Annotated in this window: 19 protein-coding genes and 2 tRNA genes; 11 read left to right on the top strand and 10 right to left on the bottom strand. The window is 61.7% G+C overall.

All coding sequences use genetic code 11. From position 1 onward, the window contains the following. Positions 1–277: 277 nt before the first annotated feature. On the top strand, positions 278–883 hold the full coding sequence (locus tag P3M64_RS09790) for a tetratricopeptide repeat protein (RefSeq protein WP_165886187.1): 606 nt from the start codon (positions 278–280) through the stop codon (positions 881–883). A 293-nt stretch (positions 884–1,176) separates the two neighbouring features. Here P3M64_RS09790 and P3M64_RS09795 read toward each other — a convergent pair. After that, positions 1,177–1,252 (bottom strand) — tRNA-Ala (locus tag P3M64_RS09795). 213 nt (positions 1,253–1,465) lie between these two features. Between P3M64_RS09795 and P3M64_RS09800 the strand changes: the two genes are divergently transcribed. The 6 genes from P3M64_RS09800 (at position 1,466) to lepA (ending at position 6,133) form a co-directional block, all read left to right on the top strand. Next, positions 1,466–1,765, top strand: coding sequence for a YggT family protein (locus P3M64_RS09800; RefSeq protein WP_132937521.1), 300 nt, complete (start codon positions 1,466–1,468; stop codon positions 1,763–1,765). Continuing rightward, entirely contained in the window at positions 1,758–2,084 is a 327-nt protein-coding gene (locus P3M64_RS09805; RefSeq protein ID WP_132937520.1) for a DUF167 domain-containing protein, read from the top strand. The genes P3M64_RS09800 and P3M64_RS09805 overlap by 8 nt, the downstream gene beginning before the upstream one ends. A gap of 28 nt (positions 2,085–2,112) precedes the next feature. Further along, positions 2,113–3,012, top strand: coding sequence for a bifunctional methylenetetrahydrofolate dehydrogenase/methenyltetrahydrofolate cyclohydrolase FolD (gene folD / locus P3M64_RS09810; protein WP_132937519.1), 900 nt, complete (start codon positions 2,113–2,115; stop codon positions 3,010–3,012). 40 nt (positions 3,013–3,052) lie between these two features. Continuing rightward, positions 3,053–3,553 carry a pentapeptide repeat-containing protein gene (locus tag P3M64_RS09815; RefSeq protein ID WP_132937518.1) on the top strand — a complete coding sequence of 167 codons (501 nt, stop codon included), beginning with the start codon at positions 3,053–3,055 and terminating at the stop codon, positions 3,551–3,553. Between the two features lie 33 nt (positions 3,554–3,586). Beyond that, positions 3,587–4,267: an NnrU family protein gene (locus tag P3M64_RS09820; RefSeq protein ID WP_132937517.1), complete on the top strand. Its 681-nt coding sequence runs from the start codon at positions 3,587–3,589 to the stop codon at positions 4,265–4,267. 63 nt (positions 4,268–4,330) lie between these two features. Beyond that, on the top strand, positions 4,331–6,133 hold the full coding sequence (gene lepA, locus P3M64_RS09825; RefSeq protein WP_132937516.1) for a translation elongation factor 4: 1,803 nt from the start codon (positions 4,331–4,333) through the stop codon (positions 6,131–6,133). A gap of 29 nt (positions 6,134–6,162) precedes the next feature. Here lepA and P3M64_RS09830 read toward each other — a convergent pair whose 3' ends face one another. Then, the gene (locus P3M64_RS09830) at positions 6,163–6,648 is read right to left on the bottom strand and encodes a hypothetical protein (protein WP_132937515.1); all 486 of its coding nucleotides are present in this window, start codon (positions 6,646–6,648) and stop codon (positions 6,163–6,165) included. 169 nt (positions 6,649–6,817) lie between these two features. Between P3M64_RS09830 and P3M64_RS09835 the strand changes: the two genes are divergently transcribed. Continuing rightward, a tRNA-Ser gene (locus tag P3M64_RS09835) sits at positions 6,818–6,907 on the top strand. An 89-nt stretch (positions 6,908–6,996) separates the two neighbouring features. On the opposite strand, the gene P3M64_RS09840 is transcribed toward P3M64_RS09835, so the two are convergent. Continuing rightward, a complete protein-coding gene (locus P3M64_RS09840; RefSeq protein WP_165886186.1) occupies positions 6,997–8,172 on the bottom strand; it encodes an MFS transporter in 1,176 nt (391 codons plus the stop codon). 74 nt (positions 8,173–8,246) lie between these two features. Here P3M64_RS09840 and P3M64_RS09845 point away from each other — a divergent pair, with 74 nt between their 5' ends. Next, a complete protein-coding gene (locus tag P3M64_RS09845; RefSeq protein WP_132937513.1) occupies positions 8,247–8,822 on the top strand; it encodes a TetR/AcrR family transcriptional regulator in 576 nt (191 codons plus the stop codon). A gap of 135 nt (positions 8,823–8,957) precedes the next feature. Here P3M64_RS09845 and P3M64_RS09850 read toward each other — a convergent pair whose 3' ends face one another. The 5 genes from P3M64_RS09850 to P3M64_RS09870 all read right to left on the bottom strand — a co-directional run bounded on the left by P3M64_RS09850 (position 8,958) and on the right by P3M64_RS09870 (position 13,028). Beyond that, positions 8,958–9,332 carry a DUF1636 family protein gene (locus P3M64_RS09850; RefSeq protein WP_132937512.1) on the bottom strand — a complete coding sequence of 125 codons (375 nt, stop codon included), beginning with the start codon at positions 9,330–9,332 and terminating at the stop codon, positions 8,958–8,960. Continuing rightward, the gene (locus tag P3M64_RS09855; RefSeq protein ID WP_132937511.1) at positions 9,329–10,132 is read right to left on the bottom strand and encodes an ABC transporter ATP-binding protein; all 804 of its coding nucleotides are present in this window, start codon (positions 10,130–10,132) and stop codon (positions 9,329–9,331) included. The genes P3M64_RS09850 and P3M64_RS09855 overlap by 4 nt, the downstream gene beginning before the upstream one ends. After that, positions 10,129–11,178, bottom strand: a complete 1,050-nt coding sequence (locus P3M64_RS09860; RefSeq protein ID WP_132937510.1) for a FecCD family ABC transporter permease — start codon at positions 11,176–11,178, stop codon at positions 10,129–10,131. Before P3M64_RS09860 ends, P3M64_RS09855 begins: the two co-directional genes overlap by 4 nt. Positions 11,179–11,226: 48 nt before the next feature. Then, entirely contained in the window at positions 11,227–12,348 is a 1,122-nt protein-coding gene (locus P3M64_RS09865; RefSeq protein WP_132937509.1) for an ABC transporter substrate-binding protein, read from the bottom strand. 185 nt (positions 12,349–12,533) lie between these two features. Next, on the bottom strand, positions 12,534–13,028 hold the full coding sequence (locus tag P3M64_RS09870) for a DUF2946 family protein (RefSeq protein ID WP_132937508.1): 495 nt from the start codon (positions 13,026–13,028) through the stop codon (positions 12,534–12,536). Positions 13,029–13,367: 339 nt separating this feature from the next. Between P3M64_RS09870 and P3M64_RS09875 the strand changes: the two genes are divergently transcribed. Both P3M64_RS09875 and P3M64_RS09880 read left to right on the top strand, forming a co-directional pair. Then, positions 13,368–14,816, top strand: a complete 1,449-nt coding sequence (locus tag P3M64_RS09875) for a leucyl aminopeptidase family protein (protein WP_243644654.1) — start codon at positions 13,368–13,370, stop codon at positions 14,814–14,816. Positions 14,817–15,007: 191 nt separating this feature from the next. Continuing rightward, positions 15,008–15,352 carry a MarR family transcriptional regulator gene (locus P3M64_RS09880; RefSeq protein WP_132937507.1) on the top strand — a complete coding sequence of 115 codons (345 nt, stop codon included), beginning with the start codon at positions 15,008–15,010 and terminating at the stop codon, positions 15,350–15,352. 47 nt (positions 15,353–15,399) lie between these two features. Here P3M64_RS09880 and P3M64_RS09885 read toward each other — a convergent pair whose 3' ends face one another. Both P3M64_RS09885 and P3M64_RS09890 read right to left on the bottom strand, forming a co-directional pair. Beyond that, on the bottom strand, positions 15,400–16,413 hold the full coding sequence (locus tag P3M64_RS09885; RefSeq protein ID WP_132937506.1) for a complex I NDUFA9 subunit family protein: 1,014 nt from the start codon (positions 16,411–16,413) through the stop codon (positions 15,400–15,402). 88 nt (positions 16,414–16,501) lie between these two features. Next, on the bottom strand, positions 16,502–17,119 hold the full coding sequence (locus P3M64_RS09890) for a class I SAM-dependent methyltransferase (protein ID WP_132937505.1): 618 nt from the start codon (positions 17,117–17,119) through the stop codon (positions 16,502–16,504). Positions 17,120–17,304: the final 185 nt, after the last annotated feature.

Consider the following 17,304-nt stretch of genomic DNA (forward strand, 5'->3'; position numbering starts at 1 on the left):
CGGCTTTGGGGTTGATGACAGGTATGCAGACCGCTCAATACATGAAATATAAAGTTGTAGATGCTTCGTGGTGATCAATAATTGATTGTTTTATGGTGCGGGAATACGGTCCTTTTTAAGAAAAATTTAAAGAGGCCAATCAATGTATCCGTCTAAAATATACCTGCATAAAGCGGTCGTGGCGTGCGCTCTCGCGCTTGTTGTCGTGGGGTGTCAGGCGCCCTTAAGTGAGACCACGGCGTGGCCGAACATAACGGCGCGAGACGGTGTGACCGCCGTGCGTAAACTCACCCCGCTCGCCGACGGGGGCAATCCTCTGGCCCAATTTGAACTGGGACTCATCTATAAGTCTGGATTGTATGGTGTGCCCAAGGATCCCGAACGGGGGTTTGCTTACCTGCTTAAAGCGGCGAAACAGGGGCAATGGAACAGCCAATATATCGTCGCCGTCATGTACGAACAGGGACGGGGCGTTCCCGAAAACCGGCTCGCCGCGCTGAAATGGGCGAGTATCGCCGCCGGGCGGGGAAGCCGAACCGGCATGACAATCGCGAAGCGACTCCGAAGCGTCCTCCCTCGCGCAATGGTGAAAAAAGCCGAACGGATGGCCGATAAGTGGACCCCGGCGACCCTGGTGGATGGCCGCCCGCCCGCGCAGTACACGGTGAACTGCACGATGCTCAGAGTTCAGCTCGACGAGGCCGAGGACTTTTTGAAATCGATAAAAACCGAAGCCGACGCCAGGCGGCTCGCATCGCCTTCGGGCGCCGCGCGATGGTCCAGTCTCATCCTGGTGTACCCGTCCGGCACGGTGGCCTTGTCCGACATTTCGCGTCGCTATCGAGGGTTGCTCGATATCAAGGCGGCCAAAGGATGCCGCTGAATCTCTCCAAGGGTGCATGACGGATGGTGCATATGATAGCGTCAAGGGAGAGGAGGGAGTGGTGGAGGTGAGAAGAGAAAATTCGAACCGAAACCAAGGCCGCGACTGCGGCCCGGCAACCGTTCGCCGCCCCGTCGGAGCGTTTGAGCGAAGCGAAACAAGCGCGAGACAAAAAATGGTGGAGGTGAGAAGAGAAAACTCGAACCGAAACCAAGGCCGCGACTGCGGCCCGGCGACCGTTCGCCGCCCCGTCGGAGCGTTTGAGCGAAGCGAAATAAGCGCGAGACAAAAAATGGTGGAGCCGAGGGGAATCGAACCCCTGACCTCGTCATTGCGAACGACGCGCTCTCCCAACTGAGCTACGGCCCCACGGGCGCGCCGGTGACGGTGCCCTTGCGGCGCGCCGGGTTATATGCGCGTTAAAGCCGGGTTCTGTCAAGAACCCCGATCGGCGGAGAGGTAAAAAAATCCATTGCGCCGTGCACCGTGCACCCTGCGCGCCCCCCTTGCGCCGTGGGGCGGGGCGGACTAGGTTAAGGCCAGTTTCCTGGCGCATGCCCTCTAACAGAAGCGGAATCCCCGATGAGCGTGATCCTCGTTCCCCTGCTGACCGTTATCAACATCATCATCAATCTGTACATATACCTGTTGGTCGGGGCGGTTATCCTCAGCTGGTTGCACGCCTTCAACGTGGTCAACAGTTCCAACCGTTTCGTTTACCTGGTCGGCGATTTCCTCTATCGCGTCACCGAACCGGCGCTGCGTCCGATCCGCAATATGCTGCCCAACCTGGGCGGCATCGACCTGTCGCCGTTGGTGTTGATCTTAGGGCTGGTCTTCTTGCAGAACGTCCTGCAGCGTTTGGCGTGGCAATTTGGCTGAGCGCGCGTCTTTTTACGAACCCCACCCGGACGGGCTTAAGGTCCACCTTCGCCTGACCCCCAAGGCGGCGGCCAACCGCATCGGACCCCTGGCCGAGAATGCCCAGGGGGGCGTAGTTTTGAAAGCACAGGTGACAAGCGTGCCCGAAGGGGGTAAAGCGAACGCGCACCTGTTGAAAATGCTGGCCAAGGCGTGGCGGGTGCCCAAGACGTCGCTCGCGGTGGTCGGCGGGGCCACCGATCGCAACAAGGTGATCGTCTGCGCCGGTGACGGACCCGATTTGGCGCGGCGGCTGGAAAATTGGATTTTGACGCTTTAACGACGCTTTAAGACGATGGGAAATACGCATGACGGACGCTTCGATAATTGACGGCAAGGCCTTCGCCGAGGGTTTGCGCGAACGGGTGGCCCAAGAGGTCGCGCGGCTCAAGGCCGGCCACGGCGTGACGCCTGGCCTGGCGGTGGTCCTGGTCGGCGAGGATCCGGCGAGCCAAGTTTATGTGCGCAACAAAGCCAAGCAGACGGTCGCGGCGGGCATGGTCTCGCGCGAACACAAGATGGACGCCGCGACGCCCGAGGCGGATCTGTTGGCGGTGGTGGAGGGCCTCAATAAAGACCCCGATATTCACGGCATCTTGGTGCAATTGCCGCTGCCCGATCACATCGATTCCCTGAAGGTCATCAACGCAATTTCGCCGGACAAGGATGTCGATGGTTTTCACGTTATCAACGCCGGACGGCTGATGACCGGACAAAACGCGATGACGCCGTGCACGCCGCTGGGCTGCTTGATGATGCTGAAAGACCGCCTGGGCGACCTTTCCGGGTTGCGCGCCCTGGTCATCGGCCGCTCGAATATCGTCGGCAAGCCGATGGCGCAACTGCTGATCCAGCAAAGCTGCACCGTGACGGTGGCCCATTCGCGCACCCGCGATCTGGCCGGCGAATGCCGTCGCGCCGATATTGTCGTCGCCGCCGTGGGCCGCCCCGAAATGGTCCGCGGCGACTGGATCAAGCCCGGCGCGGTGGTGATCGACGTCGGCATGAACCGGATCGACGCCCCGGAAAAGGGTCCGGGCAAGACCCGTCTGGTCGGCGACGTCGCCTTTGGCGAGGCGGTCAAGGTCGCGGGTGCGATCACGCCGGTGCCGGGCGGGGTCGGACCGATGACGATCGCCGTGTTGTTGCGCAACACCGTCGTCGCTTGTTGCCGCCAGCACGGCCTCGCCGACCCTCGGGAGCTGTAGCCCGGACAGGGCCGCAAGACGGAGGTCGGGGGAACGAGCGATGCGCATGTTTTCCGAAAAACTTCTGAAATTGGTTGAAATCGCCCGCAGTCGGGGCGAGGCGATCAATTTCAGCGGGGTTGTCGTTCCCGCCGATCTCGACCTGGACGCCTTCGCCTGCCCGGAAAACCCCTTGCCGGGGGTGGATTTCGCCGGCGCCTCGTTCGAGGGGGATCTCGATTTGACCGAGGTCTATTTTGACGGCCCGGCGCGCTTCACCGGCGCGCATTTCGCGGGGGACTTGGACTTGATCGTGGCGCGGTTTCTGGCGGTGGATTTCGACGACGCGTTGATCGCCGGTTGCTTCGACGCCAGCGAAACCCGTTTTCGCGGTCCGGTGTCCTTTCGCAACACCCGCTTCGAAGGGCCTGCGATTTTTCGCGAAACCCAATTTTACCATCCCGTGGATTTTTCCGGCGCGACCTTTAAAATTCCCCCGGCGTTCGATGACGTCGTCTTTCCGGAAGGTTCGCGCTTGCCTCTCGGGTGCGATCCGGTTTAGGGGATCGTGCGCCGCATAAGCTGAGGAACGCCAATGCCCACACTGATTTTAGCAATTCTGGCTTTTATCGCCGCGCATGTGATTCCCGCGTATCGCCCGCTACGTGAAAAATTGATCGCCGTGTTGGGACGGCGCGGGTATTTGGCGGCGTATATGGCGCTTTCGCTGGCTTTGTTGGCTTGGGTCGCCATCGCTTACACACAGGCGCCATATGTCGAGGTATGGACGCAGACGCCCTGGATGCGATGGGTTCCAAATCTCGTCATGCCGGTGGCGTTTATCTTATTGGCCGCTAGCCTGATTTTGCCCAATCCGTTTTCCCTGGCGGTGCGCACCAAGGGGTTCGATCCCAAGCGCCCGGGATTGCTGGCGGTAACGCGCCATCCTTTAATGTGGGCGGTCAGCCTATGGGCAGGCGCGCACATGGCGCCCAATGGGGACGTCGCCTCGCTCATGCTTTTTGGTTTGTTATGCGCCCTGGGCTTGGCCGGCCCCATAATTTTGGACGCGAAGTATAAAAAGCGCCTTGGCCAAGAAGCTTGGGAGCGCTTGACGCGGCGAACGTCGAGCGTGCCTTTTGTCGCCCTGTTGCGCGGGCGCGCCGACTGGGTTTTTGACGGACGCGATGCCGTGACGGCTGCGCTCGGCATCCTTTTTTACGTCGGTTTTTTACACGTACACGTTTATCTGATCGGGGTTTCGCCCTTGCCGTGACCGGACGTCTCACGCGCATTCAGGCTATAGCAAAATTTCCGCCGTAATGCTAAAAGCGCGGCCATGAGCAGCATCGAACACATCCGCAATTTTTCCATCATCGCCCACATTGACCATGGCAAGTCAACGTTGGCCGACCGTTTGATTCAAATGTGCGGCGGACTTTCCGATCGCGAGATGACCGAACAGGTCCTCGACAGCATGGATATCGAACGCGAGCGCGGCATCACCATCAAGGCCCAGACGGTACGTCTGACCTATACGGCCAAGGACGGCGAGACCTATCAGCTGAACCTGATGGACACCCCGGGGCATGTCGATTTCGCCTACGAGGTGAGCCGATCGCTGGCCGCCTGCGAGGGTGCGTTGCTGGTGGTTGACGCCTCCCAGGGGGTCGAGGCGCAGACCCTGGCCAACGTCTATCTGGCGCTCGACAACAACCTCGAGATCATCCCCGTCCTGAACAAGATCGATCTGCCCGCCGCCGAGCCGGAACGGGTTTGCGAGCAGATCGAGGACGTTATCGGCCTGGACGCCTCGGACGCCCTCAAGGTGTCGGCGAAATCGGGCATCGGCATGGACAGCGTGCTGGAGGCGGTGGTCACCCGCTTGCCCGCACCCGAAGGCGACAGAGACGCCCCGCTGAAGGCGCTGTTGGTCGATTCGTGGTATGATTCGTACCTCGGCGTGATGATTCTGGTTCGTGTCAAGGACGGGGTGCTGAAAAAGGGCATGAAGATCCGCATGATGGCGGCGGGCACCACCCACGGCGTCGATCAGGTCGGCATTTTCACGCCCAAGCTGGTCAAGGTGAACGAGTTGGGGCCGGGGGAAATGGGCTTTATCACCGCCTCGATCAAAACCGTGTCCGACACCAACGTCGGCGATACCATTACCGAAGAAAAACGCCCCGCCCTTGAGCCGTTGAAGGGCTTCAAGCCATCGGTTCCCGTGGTGTTTTGTTCGTTTTTCCCATCCGACGCGGCGGATTTCGACGATCTGCGCGACAGCTTGGGCAAGCTGCGTCTGAACGACGCCAGTTTCGCCTTCGAGCCGGAAAATTCAATGGCCCTGGGACTGGGTTTTCGCTGCGGCTTCCTCGGCCTTTTGCATTTGGAGATCATCCAGGAACGTCTGGAGCGCGAGTTCGATCTCGACCTGATCACTACCGCGCCCAGCGTCGCTTACCGGATGAAGCTGACCGACGGCAGCGACCTGGAGCTGCACAATCCCGCCGACATGCCCGACCCGTCGCAGATCGCCGCGATCGCCGAGCCGTGGATCAAGGCGACGATCATGGTGCCCGATGAATTTCTGGGCGCGGTTCTGGGATTGTGCACCGAACGGCGCGGCCAACAGATCGAGTTGACCTATGTGGGCACGCGGGCGATGGCGGTCTATCGCCTGCCTCTGAACGAGGTGGTGTTCGATTTCTACGATCGTTTGAAGTCGATTTCGCGCGGCTACGCCAGCTTCGATTACGAAATGGACGACTATGCCGAGAACGATTTGGTCAAGGTGTCGATCCTGGTCAACGCCGAGCCGGTTGACGCCCTATCGTTTATCTGTCACCGCTCGCAATCTGAAAATCGCGGACGCCAAGTCTGCGAGCGTCTGAAGGACCTGATCCCCCGACAACTGTTCAAAATTCCCATTCAGGCGGCGATCGGCGGCAAGGTCATCGCGCGTGAAACCCTGTCGGCGATGCGTAAGGACGTGACCGCGAAATGTTATGGCGGCGATATCACGCGCAAACGCAAGCTTCTGGAAAAGCAGAAGAAAGGGAAAAAGAGAATGCGCCAGTTCGGGCGCGTCGAAATCCCCCAGTCGGCTTTCATCGCGGCCCTTAAAATGGGTGATGACTGAGGCCGTTGTCCTGCCCGCCCGACAGTTTTTTAAGGCGCGGGCGGGCGTGGAGGCGTGGAGACGTCGTCGCCTTCCAGGTCGTGACGATCGTGGGCGAAAGCGTCATCGTCATGGCCGGGCATCATGTCGTCGCCGTCGCCATAGCCGTTTTCCTTGGCGTCGCGAGCCAGCTCGTCGTACAAACCTAGCGCTTCTTCCTGGCGTTTGGCGTCGCGGCCGTCGCCGTGGCGGGGGCGGAAACGCCACAGCAAGATAAAGCCGGGGAGACCGAACGTCAGCCACAGCGGTGGCGTCAGGGCGGGGCGGATGACGACATCCCAAAATGCGGCCCCGAGGTGGCTTTCGACCCAGAAGTGGGCGAGGGCGAGGCCGTTGGGCGCCAGCACGTACCACACGTCGTTGCCGGAAATGAACACGCTTCGCACCGGCGTCACGGCATGCACGGCAATTTCGGCGGCGGCGCCGAAAAAGCTTAAAATCAGGAGCACCCATCCGATGTTGAAAAAAAGGATCATGGTGTAGATATGCCCTTTGACGCCCCGCACGGCAAGGACGCATTGTAAAACGCATGCCGTACAATTTGTCGCCGCGAATCGACGTAAAACCGTTGCACGACGACGCGCCCTCGGTTAGGTTGCGCAGCGCGGACGAGGCGGGGAAACTCGGGCCGTCCGCAAACCCCGTGGAGGGGTGGCCGAGTGGCTGAAGGCGCACGCTTGGAAAGCGTGTAAACGGGAAACTGTTTCGCGGGTTCGAATCCCGCTCCCTCCGCCAGCTTCAAAAAGGGCTCCGCAGGTGCGGGGCCCTTTTTCCGTGTGTCATATATGCACCGTATTTCAGTTCTAGATGAATAGGTCCCGACCCTAGCTTTGCTTTGTGGTTTTGGCGCCTATAACCCCAAAGAGCGAACCGACCGCAAGCAACGTCGCGACCGACAGCAAGAGACCGACCATCCCCGTTGGCGCCAGCAGGGCGGCGAATTGCGGACCGAGGCTTGCTCCCAGAAAAATGGTGAACGCATAAATCGAAACGGCGGCCCCGCTCGACTCGGGGGCGGCTTGGGCGACGCCCTGCACGATTGCCGGCGCGGCGATTAGGATGCCGGCGACGCAAGCGGCAAGACCGCCGGCCAGCGCCCATGTTTGCTCCGCGGCCAAAGCCGTGACGGCGAGCGAGAGCGCCGATAGCCCCAATCCCGAAAAAATGCGCGCGCGCAGCGACAGCCGCCCCAGGCGAAGGACGAGGAAGGGCACGGCGAGCATGACGGGTAAGGCCGAAGCCCTCACCAGAAACAAGCGCGTCGGATCGGCCCGCAAGTCTTGCGGACCATATAAAGAAAGCCCCGATAGGACGGCGACAAAGCCGCCGAGCAAAGTCAACGCCGCGCCATACAACGCCAGGAGCCGCCATTGTAGCAAGAGATCCGGCAAGGCCAGAAGCGCTTTACCAACGTGCCTCTCGGCGGCGCCCGATGAGCGCGCCAACAGCCGCTCGGCCGCCAACGCGAGACCCAAGATGACCGGCGCCGGGATGAAAAATGCGAAACGCCAGCCGAGCCGGACCTCGATCACTTGACCAAAGAGCTGCATCAACACCGCCGACGCCAACGCTCCGGCCTGTATGGCGGTCGTTGCGAAGGCGCGGACCTCCTCATGAAGATCGCGGGCGATATAGGTGAACACGGGCGCCGCGAAGAAACCGGCGGTGAAACCCTGAAGGGCGCGCAACAAGATCAGCATCGCGAAACCAGGGGCGACGGCCACGATCAGCGTCGTAAGCGCGCTTGCGACCAGGGACAAGACGATGACCTTCTTCGCGCCCCAAACATCGGCAAGCGGCCCCGCCAACAGCCCGGCAAAGGCGTAGGGAATGCCGAAAACCGTCACGGTGACGGCGAGGCTTGCCGCCGGGCGTGCGAAATCCACCGCCATCGGCGCGAACAGCGAAATGACAATATACGTCTGCCCAACGACCAAGATGGCGGCTATTGTAAGCAAAATGATTTCTTTACGGGCGGGTCGAGGCGATCGTTCCGACATTGCACGGCGCTCCATCCAACCATTCGGTTGGCTATCTATAGTATCCAACTGAATGGTTGGCAAGGGGAGAAAACATGCGTGATGCAGGTGCAACGCGCCGCAGGATCCTCGATGCGGCGCGCGTCGAGTTTTCAAATTTTGGGCTTGCCGGGGCGCGCATCAATCGGATCGCGGCGGCATCCGGCGCGAATAAGGAACGAATTTATGCAAACTTCGGCTCGAAAGAGGGGCTTTTCGACGCGGTCATGAGCGATACGCTCGCGGCGCATGCCGAAACGGTTGGACAATGGGGAGCGTCGCCCGAAGCCCTGATCGATCGCCTGGGGCAAGCCCACGAGCAAGCGCCCGATCTCCTGCGGTTGATGTTGTGGGAGGCTTTGCAATTTGGCGGTGGCCCGGTGCCCGATGAAGAGCGCCGCCGCCAACATTATCGGCGCAAGGCAGAACGGCTGAAAACTTTTTTCGGGATTGAAGATAGCGCAAAATCCGCCGCCGCGATGCTCACGCTGATCGGGCTCGCCGCATGGCCGTCAACCTTGCCGCAGCTTGCCAACATGCTCTGCCCGCCAGGAGAGGAAGAGGCCTTCGAAGCCGCGCAACGCGATCTGCTCCATCGTCTGGCAAAAGCCGCGCTTGAAGATGGGCGCTGAAACGGGACGTCGAGCCCTTTCACACGGAAGCGTAATTTTAGGGGTTCTTTCGCGTAGGGGGTCACAGGGGGAAATTAGTCACTGAGGAAATTATTAAGAGCGCCCCTGACGCCCATGAGGTCCCATTCTTCTTTTTTATCCGACCGGCGGCAGGCGGCCCAGGGCGTGGGTGATCAGCCAGGCGGAGCGGTCCTGTTTGGCGATCAGGCCCTGGGGTGCGGCAAGCCATTGGCGGATGAAGACAAGAAGTTCGTCGCAGTCCTGGGCGTCGGTGATATCGCCGATCAACCAACTCCAGCGACCCGGCGCGGCGACCGAAGCGCGCAAGGCGCGTTTACAGTTGCCCAGGCAGGTTTGGGGCGAGATTTGGATTTCTTCGTTCAGCTCGCTGCGTCTCAGCAGGCTTTCGATCCGCATCCGCAACGGGTCTGCGCCGGAGGAGACGCCGCGGGCGCCGGCCTTTTCGCGCACTCGGCATTGACCGCAGACGTGAAGGGCCGCCGGGCTCATGCGGCGCCGACATTCACGCCCACGCCGAGGGGCGCGCCCAATGGACGCAGGGGGGCGATGTGCAAGTGGCCGTTGCGGGTGCGTAGGACCTCGGCCTCGATATCGTAGACGTCGGCGAGAAGCGCCCCGGTAAGCACGCTTTCGCTGGGACCGTGGGCGACGAGGCGACCGTTTTTCAGGAAAATAACGCGTTCGGCGAAACGCGCGGCGAGGGACAAATCGTGTGTGACCAAGACGACCGTCATGATCCGGCGGCGCGCCAGATCGCGCAGGCCGTCGAGCACCAGCATTTGGCGGTGCAGGTCGAGGGCGCTGGTCGGCTCGTCGAGAAGCAAGATCCTGGGGGCCCGGTAGACCGCCTGGGCGAGGCCCGCCAATTGGCGCTGTCCGCCGCTGAGGGTGTCGAGCGTGCGCTGGCCGAGGTGTTCGATGCCCAGGGTTTCCAGGGCGTCCCGGGCCGCCGTCAGGGCGTCGTCGCCGACCCTCAAGCCGAGGCTGTCGTGACGACCGAGCAGAACCGCCTCCAACACCGTCAGATTGACCCGCGCCAGGCCGTCCTGAGGCAGATAGGCGATGGTGGCCTTGTCGGGAGTGTCGGCGTTGTCCCCGTCGCCGGGTTCGAGAACAATGCTGCCCGTCGTCGGGACAAGCCCGGAAAGGGCCTTCAGAAGGGTCGATTTTCCCGCCCCGTTGGGGCCCAGAACGGCGACCGCCTCGCCCGAGGTGAAAGACAGTGAAAGCGGATGGAGCACGCATGTCGCGCCATAGCGCACGGAAAGGTCGCTAATTTCGATGTTCATATCGCTACCTTCTTTTTACGTACGATCAAAACGAATAGGAACGGCACGCCGATGACGGCGGTGACGATGCCGATTGGAATCAGCGCCCCCGGCGAGATCATTTTCGATAGGATCGACGCCCCGGCCATGATGAACGCGCCGCCCAGGGCGGACAGGGGGATCAGGTAACGCTGATCCTCGCCGACGAAGGCGCGGGCGATGTGCGGCGCGACCAGGCCGACGAACCCGATGGTGCCGACGAAGGCGACCGCTCCGGCGGTCAGCAGAGACGTCAGAACCAGGATGCGTAGCCGCAGTCCTTCGACCGAGAGGCCCAGGCTGCGCGCGTTTTCATCGCCCAGGCCCAGCGCCGTCAATTTCCAGGCGTCACGGGCGATCCAGGGCAGCACGAGCAGGAATATCCCTCCCGAAACCTTGACCGAGGTCCAGTTGGCCTTGAGCAGGCTGCCGAATAGCCAAAAGACGATTTCCTGCAATACCTCGGGCGAGGCCAAGTACTGCGTCAACGATTGCAGCGACTGAAACAAAAACAGCATGGCGATCCCGGCGAGGACCAGCACGTCGGTGGAAAACCCACGCGCGCGTCCCATCGCCCAAACGCCGAGACAGGCGACGAACGCCATGGCGAAGGCCATCACCGCGACGCTGGCCCACTCGACGTAGGCGATAGTAATGCCGAACAGGATGCTGATGGCGGCGCCGAAACCGGCCGCCGCCGAAATGCCCAGGGTGTACGGGCTGGCCAGGGGGTTGCGTAAGATGGTCTGCATCGCCGCCCCCGACACCCCCAATGACGCGCCGACGGCCAGCGCGGTCAGGGTCATCGGCAGGCGGATGTCCCACACGATGGCCAGCAGGGCGGTGTCGGTGATCGCGCCGGGGTGGATCAAGACCGCCCAGACCTGGGCGAAGGGCAACATCGACGGCCCGCTGGCGACGTCGGCGACGGCGGCGGCGATGACCGCGAAAAAACCGCCGAGCAGGGCGAGAACGCGCCGCCACTGCCGCGCGCGATAAACGATGATGGTGGACGAAAGGGAGGTCATGCGCGCTGTCCGGGACGCCGCGGATGCGGCGTCCCGGCCCTTTCCTTTTTAATGAACCGTGGCCATGAACGACCCGTCGGCCTTGATCGGCAGGTAGCGCGCGTAAAACCGCCGTAGGTTGGCTTCGGGATCGACATCCTTGAAAGCGGTGGGATGCAGCGCCTTGGCCAAATACTGCAAGAAGGTGTAGTCATACAGCGTGCGCGCGCCGCCGTGGTACAAGGCCAGGACGCGTTTCGCTTTGACCGCGTCCAGTCCGGCCCAACCGGGCCGCTTCAGGTAGCCCGCCAGACGGTCCTCGGTTTGCTTTTTCGAGACGCCGAACCCCATCACCACGGCTTTGTCGTTGTGTACCCAGTACGATCCCGGGATCATGATTAACTGTGGGTTCTGAGCGATGACATATTCGGGGTTCAAGGGACCGACCTTGGAAATCTTGCCGTCGGCGATATTCTTCGCCCCGGCCAGATTGATGACGCCGCCCCACATGTAGCCGTTGCCGTAGGAATTGCCGTATTCGCCGGCGCCCTTATTGCCGAGCTCGACATAGACCCGCATCGGCTTATCGTTGGCGTTGACGATCCGCGCCTCGACGTCGGTGACGGCGGCGGCGTAAGCGTCGGCCAGCTCCTTGGCGCGTTTGGGCGCGCCCATCACGGCGCCGATGACTTGCGTGCTCAACACATGGGTGGGGACGGTCTGGGCGTTATAATCGACAACGACGACGGGAATTCCCGCCGCTTCGAGCCGACCGACCGTATCGCCCAGGGCCTTGAATTGCCAGGTGGCGAGGATCGCCACGTCGGGATGCAGGGAAATTGCCAATTCCAGGTTGAACGACGCGTTGTCCGTGCCGCCGATATCGGCCAGCTTTTCAATTCGGGGAATGACCTTGGCGTAGGCTTTCCATTGCGAATTGCGCCAATCGTGCCAGGCCGCCTTGCTGATGCCGACGACCCGGTCGTAGGCGCCGGGGCCGGTGATGGCGAGAAAATCCTCGAAATAAAAGCCCAGCAACACCCGTTTCGCCGGTGCGGCGATGGTGCGCTCGCGCCCCAGGACGTCGGTGATGGTGATCTGGGCGTGGGCGACGCCGGAAAATCCCAAAACAGGCAGGGCGAAGGCCCAAACCAAGCAAGCCAGATAAACTGTTTTCTTCAAAGTACGCATAATTCATTTTCCCGTTACCGGTCCGCCGCGCCCGAGGCGCTGGCGCGCGATGTGCGCACCGCCCCGGTGACGTCCAGTTCATATTGGTCGTATCGAAATTAAGGGTCATGGCGCCGAAAACGGCGCGCCCGGCGCACGTTCACAAACGCGAACGGCGTCCGATGAACGTTCCGAAATCCACGAATTTAGGACACGTGGATAGGCGGTGCGCGCAATCGAGGCGGGGAGGAAAGGGAGAGGACGGGTTTAAAGTTCGATACCGGCGGACGTATCGGCTTTAAATGGATGGCGCCGATGATGGCGAGGCTTGGAATGCGTGGGACATCGGCCACGTGTTTGATAATTGGCAGGCAGAACGGACAAAAACCGCCTTGTGCGATATCGCTGGGCGGAATTTTTTCGCCGGGGTTCAGGGCGACGCGTTTGTATCCGTCGGAGGTGCAAGCGACGACGACGTTGAGGGCGGCGTCTAGCTTTGCGCGTTCCACCCCGTTTGCAGACGCGCCGGGAACAATCATCGAAGCGATGATGTTGAGGCACATCGCCCACAGCGTCAGCCGCGCCATCGCGGCGCGGCGCGACTTGGCCGATGTCGCCGCCGTCCACGCGCGAGGACGCGAACCAATGTTCGCCGCCCGGCGGAACATCGCCAAAAACTGGCGTAGCGGTCCTACCCTCACGTGACGACGTTTCCCCACTAAGCCCCAAGCTGCGGGTTCTGGGCATTGCTACCCCGGACCGCAGGTGTCCCAATGACGTTTCTTTAGGGCGTTTCGAAATGCCATTGGGACGTTTTTCCCCCATGCTGTCAAGGGGGGTGGGGGTATAGAGGGCGCATGGGCGGTAAAATTTCAGTACGCGTCGCGCCGTCATGCGCCTCGTCGCGCGGGCGTCATTGGCGCTGGCATGGTGGTCGGGGGAAGGGTAAATTGGTTGGGTCGGTGTCCAGATATCGCGGTCGCCATCGCCATCTCACTATTTTCCCCGCGGCCTCGCCCGCCCCTGTGAAGGATTTTTTCGTGCCCCTGTCCTTAGCCATGTCCAGTCTTGTCGCTACGTCCGACACCCCGACCGTTGCGGTCACCGCCCTCGATGAGGAGACTTTTGCCGATTGGGTGTTGCGTCAACCGTCCGCGCTGCAAACGTGGTTGCGTACGACGGGGTTTTACGCCAAGCCGGGAACGATAGCGTTTTTGGCGACCGAGGGTGACACCCCGGCGCCCGGCGCCGTGAGCCGTGTTCTATTCGGCGTCGGCGCCGGACAAATCGAAGATTGGGCGGCGTTGCGCGCGGGCTTGCCGGTCGGGGTCTACACCTTGGACGGTGACCTGTCCGCAGAGACGGCGCATCGCGCCGCATTGGGTTGGGCGATGGAGGCCTATCGTTTCGACGCTATGAAGGGTGCGCCCGGTGTGGGAACGAACCACCATGAACGTCACCGGGAAAATGCCTCCGCGCCGATTCTTATCTGGCCCGAGGGGTGCGCGCGCGAGGAAGTCCGCCGTGAGATCGAGGCGACGGCGTTGGTGCGCGACCTGATTAACACCCCGGCGTCGCACATGGGGCCGGGCGAACTGGCCGCGGCGGCCGAAGACTTGGCTGCGCGCCATGGGGCGACATGTACCGTGATCGTCGGCGACGATCTCCTCGCCGCCGATTATCCGGCGATCCATGCCGTCGGTCGCGCCGCCGCGCCGTCGGCTGCACCGCGCTTGATCGATATGACCTGGGGAAACGCGAGCGATCCCAAGGTGACGCTGGTCGGCAAGGGGGTGTGTTTCGACACCGGGGGGCTGAACCTGAAAAGCGGTGGCAATATGAAGCTGATGAAAAAAGACATGGGCGGCGCGGCCCATGTCCTTGGCTTGGCGCACATGATCATGTCGGCGGGGCTGAAGCTGCGCCTTCGGGTCTTGATTCCCGCCGTGGAAAATAGCGTTTCGGCGGCGGCGCTGCGGCCGTCCGACGTTGTCCTTACGCGCAGCGGAAAAACGGTGGAAATCGGCAATACCGACGCCGAGGGTCGCGTTATTTTGGCCGACGCCTTATTCGCGGCGTGCGCCGAAGATCCCGAATTGGTCTGCGATTTCGCCACCCTCACCGGGGCCGCGCGCGTCGCCTTGGGAACGGATATTCCGGCCCTGTTCGGCAACGACGACACCATCGTCGCGGCGGTGCTTGACGCCGCTCGCGCCGAAGGCGATCCCCTGTGGGCGTTGCCGCTGTGGCAGCCATATGCGCGTCAAACCGAAAGCCTGCTCGCCGATCTGCGCAACGATACCGATTCGTCTTACGGCGGGGCGATTACGGCGGCGCTGTTCCTTCAGGCGTTCGTCGCGTCGGGGACGCCGTGGACCCATGTCGATCAGATGGCATGGAACGTCGCTGGCCGACCGGGTCGCCCGGTGGGTGGCGAGGCGCAAGGACTGCGTGCGTTCTTCCGCTATCTCAAAAATCGTTTCGAATGAAAAACGATGGATTAGGCATTGCCGATGCGCCCCGACTGGGATATTTAATAAAAACGCTTTCGAAATGAAATGCGCGCGAGGCCATTGCTCGGCGCTGTTGGGCTCGGCGCAGTTAGGGAAATGCGGACAATGCGGACGAGGGGACGCCCCGCGGGGGTCTCGGTAATTTCGGTGCGGGATGATTTTGCCAGATGACGATCGAACTCAGTGAATTGCAGGCTCTGGACATGTGGCGGCGGGCGATCGTGGAAAGCGTTCGTCTCGACGCCCCGGATCTTTCGGCGCGCCAAATGGCCCTGTTGCTCAGCGTTTACTTGACGCCGTCGCCCCACACCGTGCGCGGCCTGGCGAAGATTTTGAAAATTTCCAAGCCGGCGGTGACGCGCGCCATCGATCGTCTTAGCGATATGGGGATGGTGCGCCGTAAACCCGATGAACACGACCGTAGAAGCGTTTTTATTCAGCGCACCGTCCGGGGATCCGTTTTCCTGCGCGAATATGGCGAATTAATCGTACAGGCGGCTAAAAAAGCATAAACGAGCCTCCCGGCGCGGCGTCTATTTTTGGTTGCGAAGCGGCGTTTTCAGCGAACTTCCATGCCGCTGTCGGTGCCGGTGCCGGTGTCGGTGCGCACGCGCTGGCGTGCGGGTGGGCGGAAGCGAGCCAGATAGGTGGGCAAGATCGTGTCCAACGCATGCGGCGTGACGGCCAGTTCGGCCAATCCCGGCGCGCCGCGTGGGATGATGTTGTCGGTACGTAACAACTCGACCTGGTCGCGCGTCAGCGGGGGATGGGGTAACCGTTCGAGGAAAAAGGCGAGAGCCTTGGCGGCGGCGAGGGGAACCGGAAGAAGGATCGGTTCGCGGCGGCACACGCGCGCCATCTTGGCGAGCAATTGGGCGAAGGAAAAAACCTGCGGACCGCCGAGACTGTAAGTCTCGCCCCGGCAGCTGTCCCGCGTCAAGGCGTGGCCGATGGCGTCGGCGACATCGCCGACGTAAACCGGCTGAAAAAGAGGGCCGCCGGCATGTGCCGCGGTGTTGGACAACAGCGCTGCGCCAATGACGGGCAGGACGGGTTGATAGAGCATCATCGCGGCGAAGGTGTTGAAAAATTGATCTTCGGGGCCGAAAATCACCGAGGGACGCAGGATTGTCACATTGGGGAAGGCGGCGCGGACCGCCTCTTCGCCGGCGGCCTTGGTGGCGGCGTACAGGGCTTTCGACTGGGCGTCGGCGCCCAAGGCGGAGATATGAACCAGGCGCGCAAGCCCAAGATTTTGGGCGCTTCGGGCGATGGTTTCTCCGCCCCGCACGTGGATGCGCTCGAAATCCCCCTTCGATTTCTCATAGAGGATACCGACAAGATTAACCGCGGCGGTGGCTCCACTCAGGGCCGCGCCGACGCTGTCGGGGTCGAGGATATTGGCCCGGATCGGCAAGATTTGTCCGACATTTCCCAACGGTTTTAAAAAACCCGCGGCCTCGACGTCGCGCACGGCGACGCGAATCGTCCAGCCCTGGCGCGCGAGACGCCGAACCAAGTGCCGACCCAGAAAACCGGATCCTCCAAATACGGTGATAATTTGCCGTTGCATGGTGCTCTCCTTACGATCGAAGATGGTGGTGGCAAGAACGATAGCAGGCCAAAGCGGGTGATGGCGTGGATGTCGCCGCGCCGGACGGTCAGGTGGTGTGCGCGGCGCCCCTATACATGTAGGTCAGTATTTTCGGCCCGTCGGCATAACCGGTGTGGAGCATGTCGATGTCGAAACCGGCGGCGCGGATTAGCGCGCCCGGGTCGCGGTTGAGGTGGCATCCCCCGCTGCACCAACCCCACGGCGTGTCGAGGCGATTTTGCCAGCGTGCGACGCCGGCTTCGGGTGCGAGGCCATGCTCGACGAAAATAAATGTTCCGCCGGGTTTGAGGACGCGGCGTATTTCGGCCAGGGCGGTTGTGACGCCGGCGATCGAACACAAGGTCCAGGTGCTCAGCACGGTGTCCATGGTGTTGTCGTCGAGGGGAATTTTTTCCGCCTCAAGATCCAAAAACTGAACGGCGAAGGGCATGGTGCGCGCCGCCGTCGCCGCTTTTTTGCGTAGGCCCGGATGGGGTTCCAAGGCCGTGACGGTGTTGACGCGTTCAGCGTCGTAAAAAGGCATGTTGAGTCCCGACCCGGCCCCGATTTCAAGAACCTCGCCTCGGGCCTGGGGAACGTAGCGTTCGCGCTCGGCCCGCACGGTAGGCGAGCGCATCGCCAGATCGATCGCGGTGGGTAAGATGTATCGGTCGAAAAAACCCATGGTGCGCCTCGTCCGTAAAGCGGCAGGTCAGCATAGCCCCCTCCTTCCTTCGGGATCAAGAACAAGAGATGGAGACGAGCGGCGGAGTGACGAGAAAAAAACGGTGAATTCCCGACCAAACTGTGGATTGGCGGTTGACGCGTCGTGCTGCGGGCGCTAAATGCATGCCTCGCGGTCGTTGTTTC

The organism is Varunaivibrio sulfuroxidans (assembly GCF_029318635.1).
GTDB lineage: Bacteria > Pseudomonadota > Alphaproteobacteria > Rhodospirillales > Magnetovibrionaceae > Varunaivibrio > Varunaivibrio sulfuroxidans.

Coding starts and splice junctions, on each gene's coding strand:
- P3M64_RS09800 (WP_132937521.1), top strand. CDS start 1,466: ATGAGCGTGATCCTCGTTCCCCTGCTGACCGTTATCAACATCATCATC.
- folD (WP_132937519.1), top strand. CDS start 2,113: ATGACGGACGCTTCGATAATTGACGGCAAGGCCTTCGCCGAGGGTTTG.
- P3M64_RS09815 (WP_132937518.1), top strand. CDS start 3,053: ATGCGCATGTTTTCCGAAAAACTTCTGAAATTGGTTGAAATCGCCCGC.
- P3M64_RS09820 (WP_132937517.1), top strand. CDS start 3,587: ATGCCCACACTGATTTTAGCAATTCTGGCTTTTATCGCCGCGCATGTG.
- lepA (WP_132937516.1), top strand. CDS start 4,331: ATGAGCAGCATCGAACACATCCGCAATTTTTCCATCATCGCCCACATT.
- P3M64_RS09830 (WP_132937515.1), bottom strand. CDS start 6,648: ATGATCCTTTTTTTCAACATCGGATGGGTGCTCCTGATTTTAAGCTTT.
- P3M64_RS09840 (WP_165886186.1), bottom strand. CDS start 8,172: ATGTCGGAACGATCGCCTCGACCCGCCCGTAAAGAAATCATTTTGCTT.
- P3M64_RS09845 (WP_132937513.1), top strand. CDS start 8,247: ATGCGTGATGCAGGTGCAACGCGCCGCAGGATCCTCGATGCGGCGCGC.
- P3M64_RS09850 (WP_132937512.1), bottom strand. CDS start 9,332: ATGAGCCCGGCGGCCCTTCACGTCTGCGGTCAATGCCGAGTGCGCGAA.
- P3M64_RS09855 (WP_132937511.1), bottom strand. CDS start 10,132: ATGAACATCGAAATTAGCGACCTTTCCGTGCGCTATGGCGCGACATGC.
- P3M64_RS09860 (WP_132937510.1), bottom strand. CDS start 11,178: ATGACCTCCCTTTCGTCCACCATCATCGTTTATCGCGCGCGGCAGTGG.
- P3M64_RS09865 (WP_132937509.1), bottom strand. CDS start 12,348: ATGCGTACTTTGAAGAAAACAGTTTATCTGGCTTGCTTGGTTTGGGCC.
- P3M64_RS09880 (WP_132937507.1), top strand. CDS start 15,008: ATGACGATCGAACTCAGTGAATTGCAGGCTCTGGACATGTGGCGGCGG.
- P3M64_RS09885 (WP_132937506.1), bottom strand. CDS start 16,413: ATGCAACGGCAAATTATCACCGTATTTGGAGGATCCGGTTTTCTGGGT.
- P3M64_RS09890 (WP_132937505.1), bottom strand. CDS start 17,119: ATGGGTTTTTTCGACCGATACATCTTACCCACCGCGATCGATCTGGCG.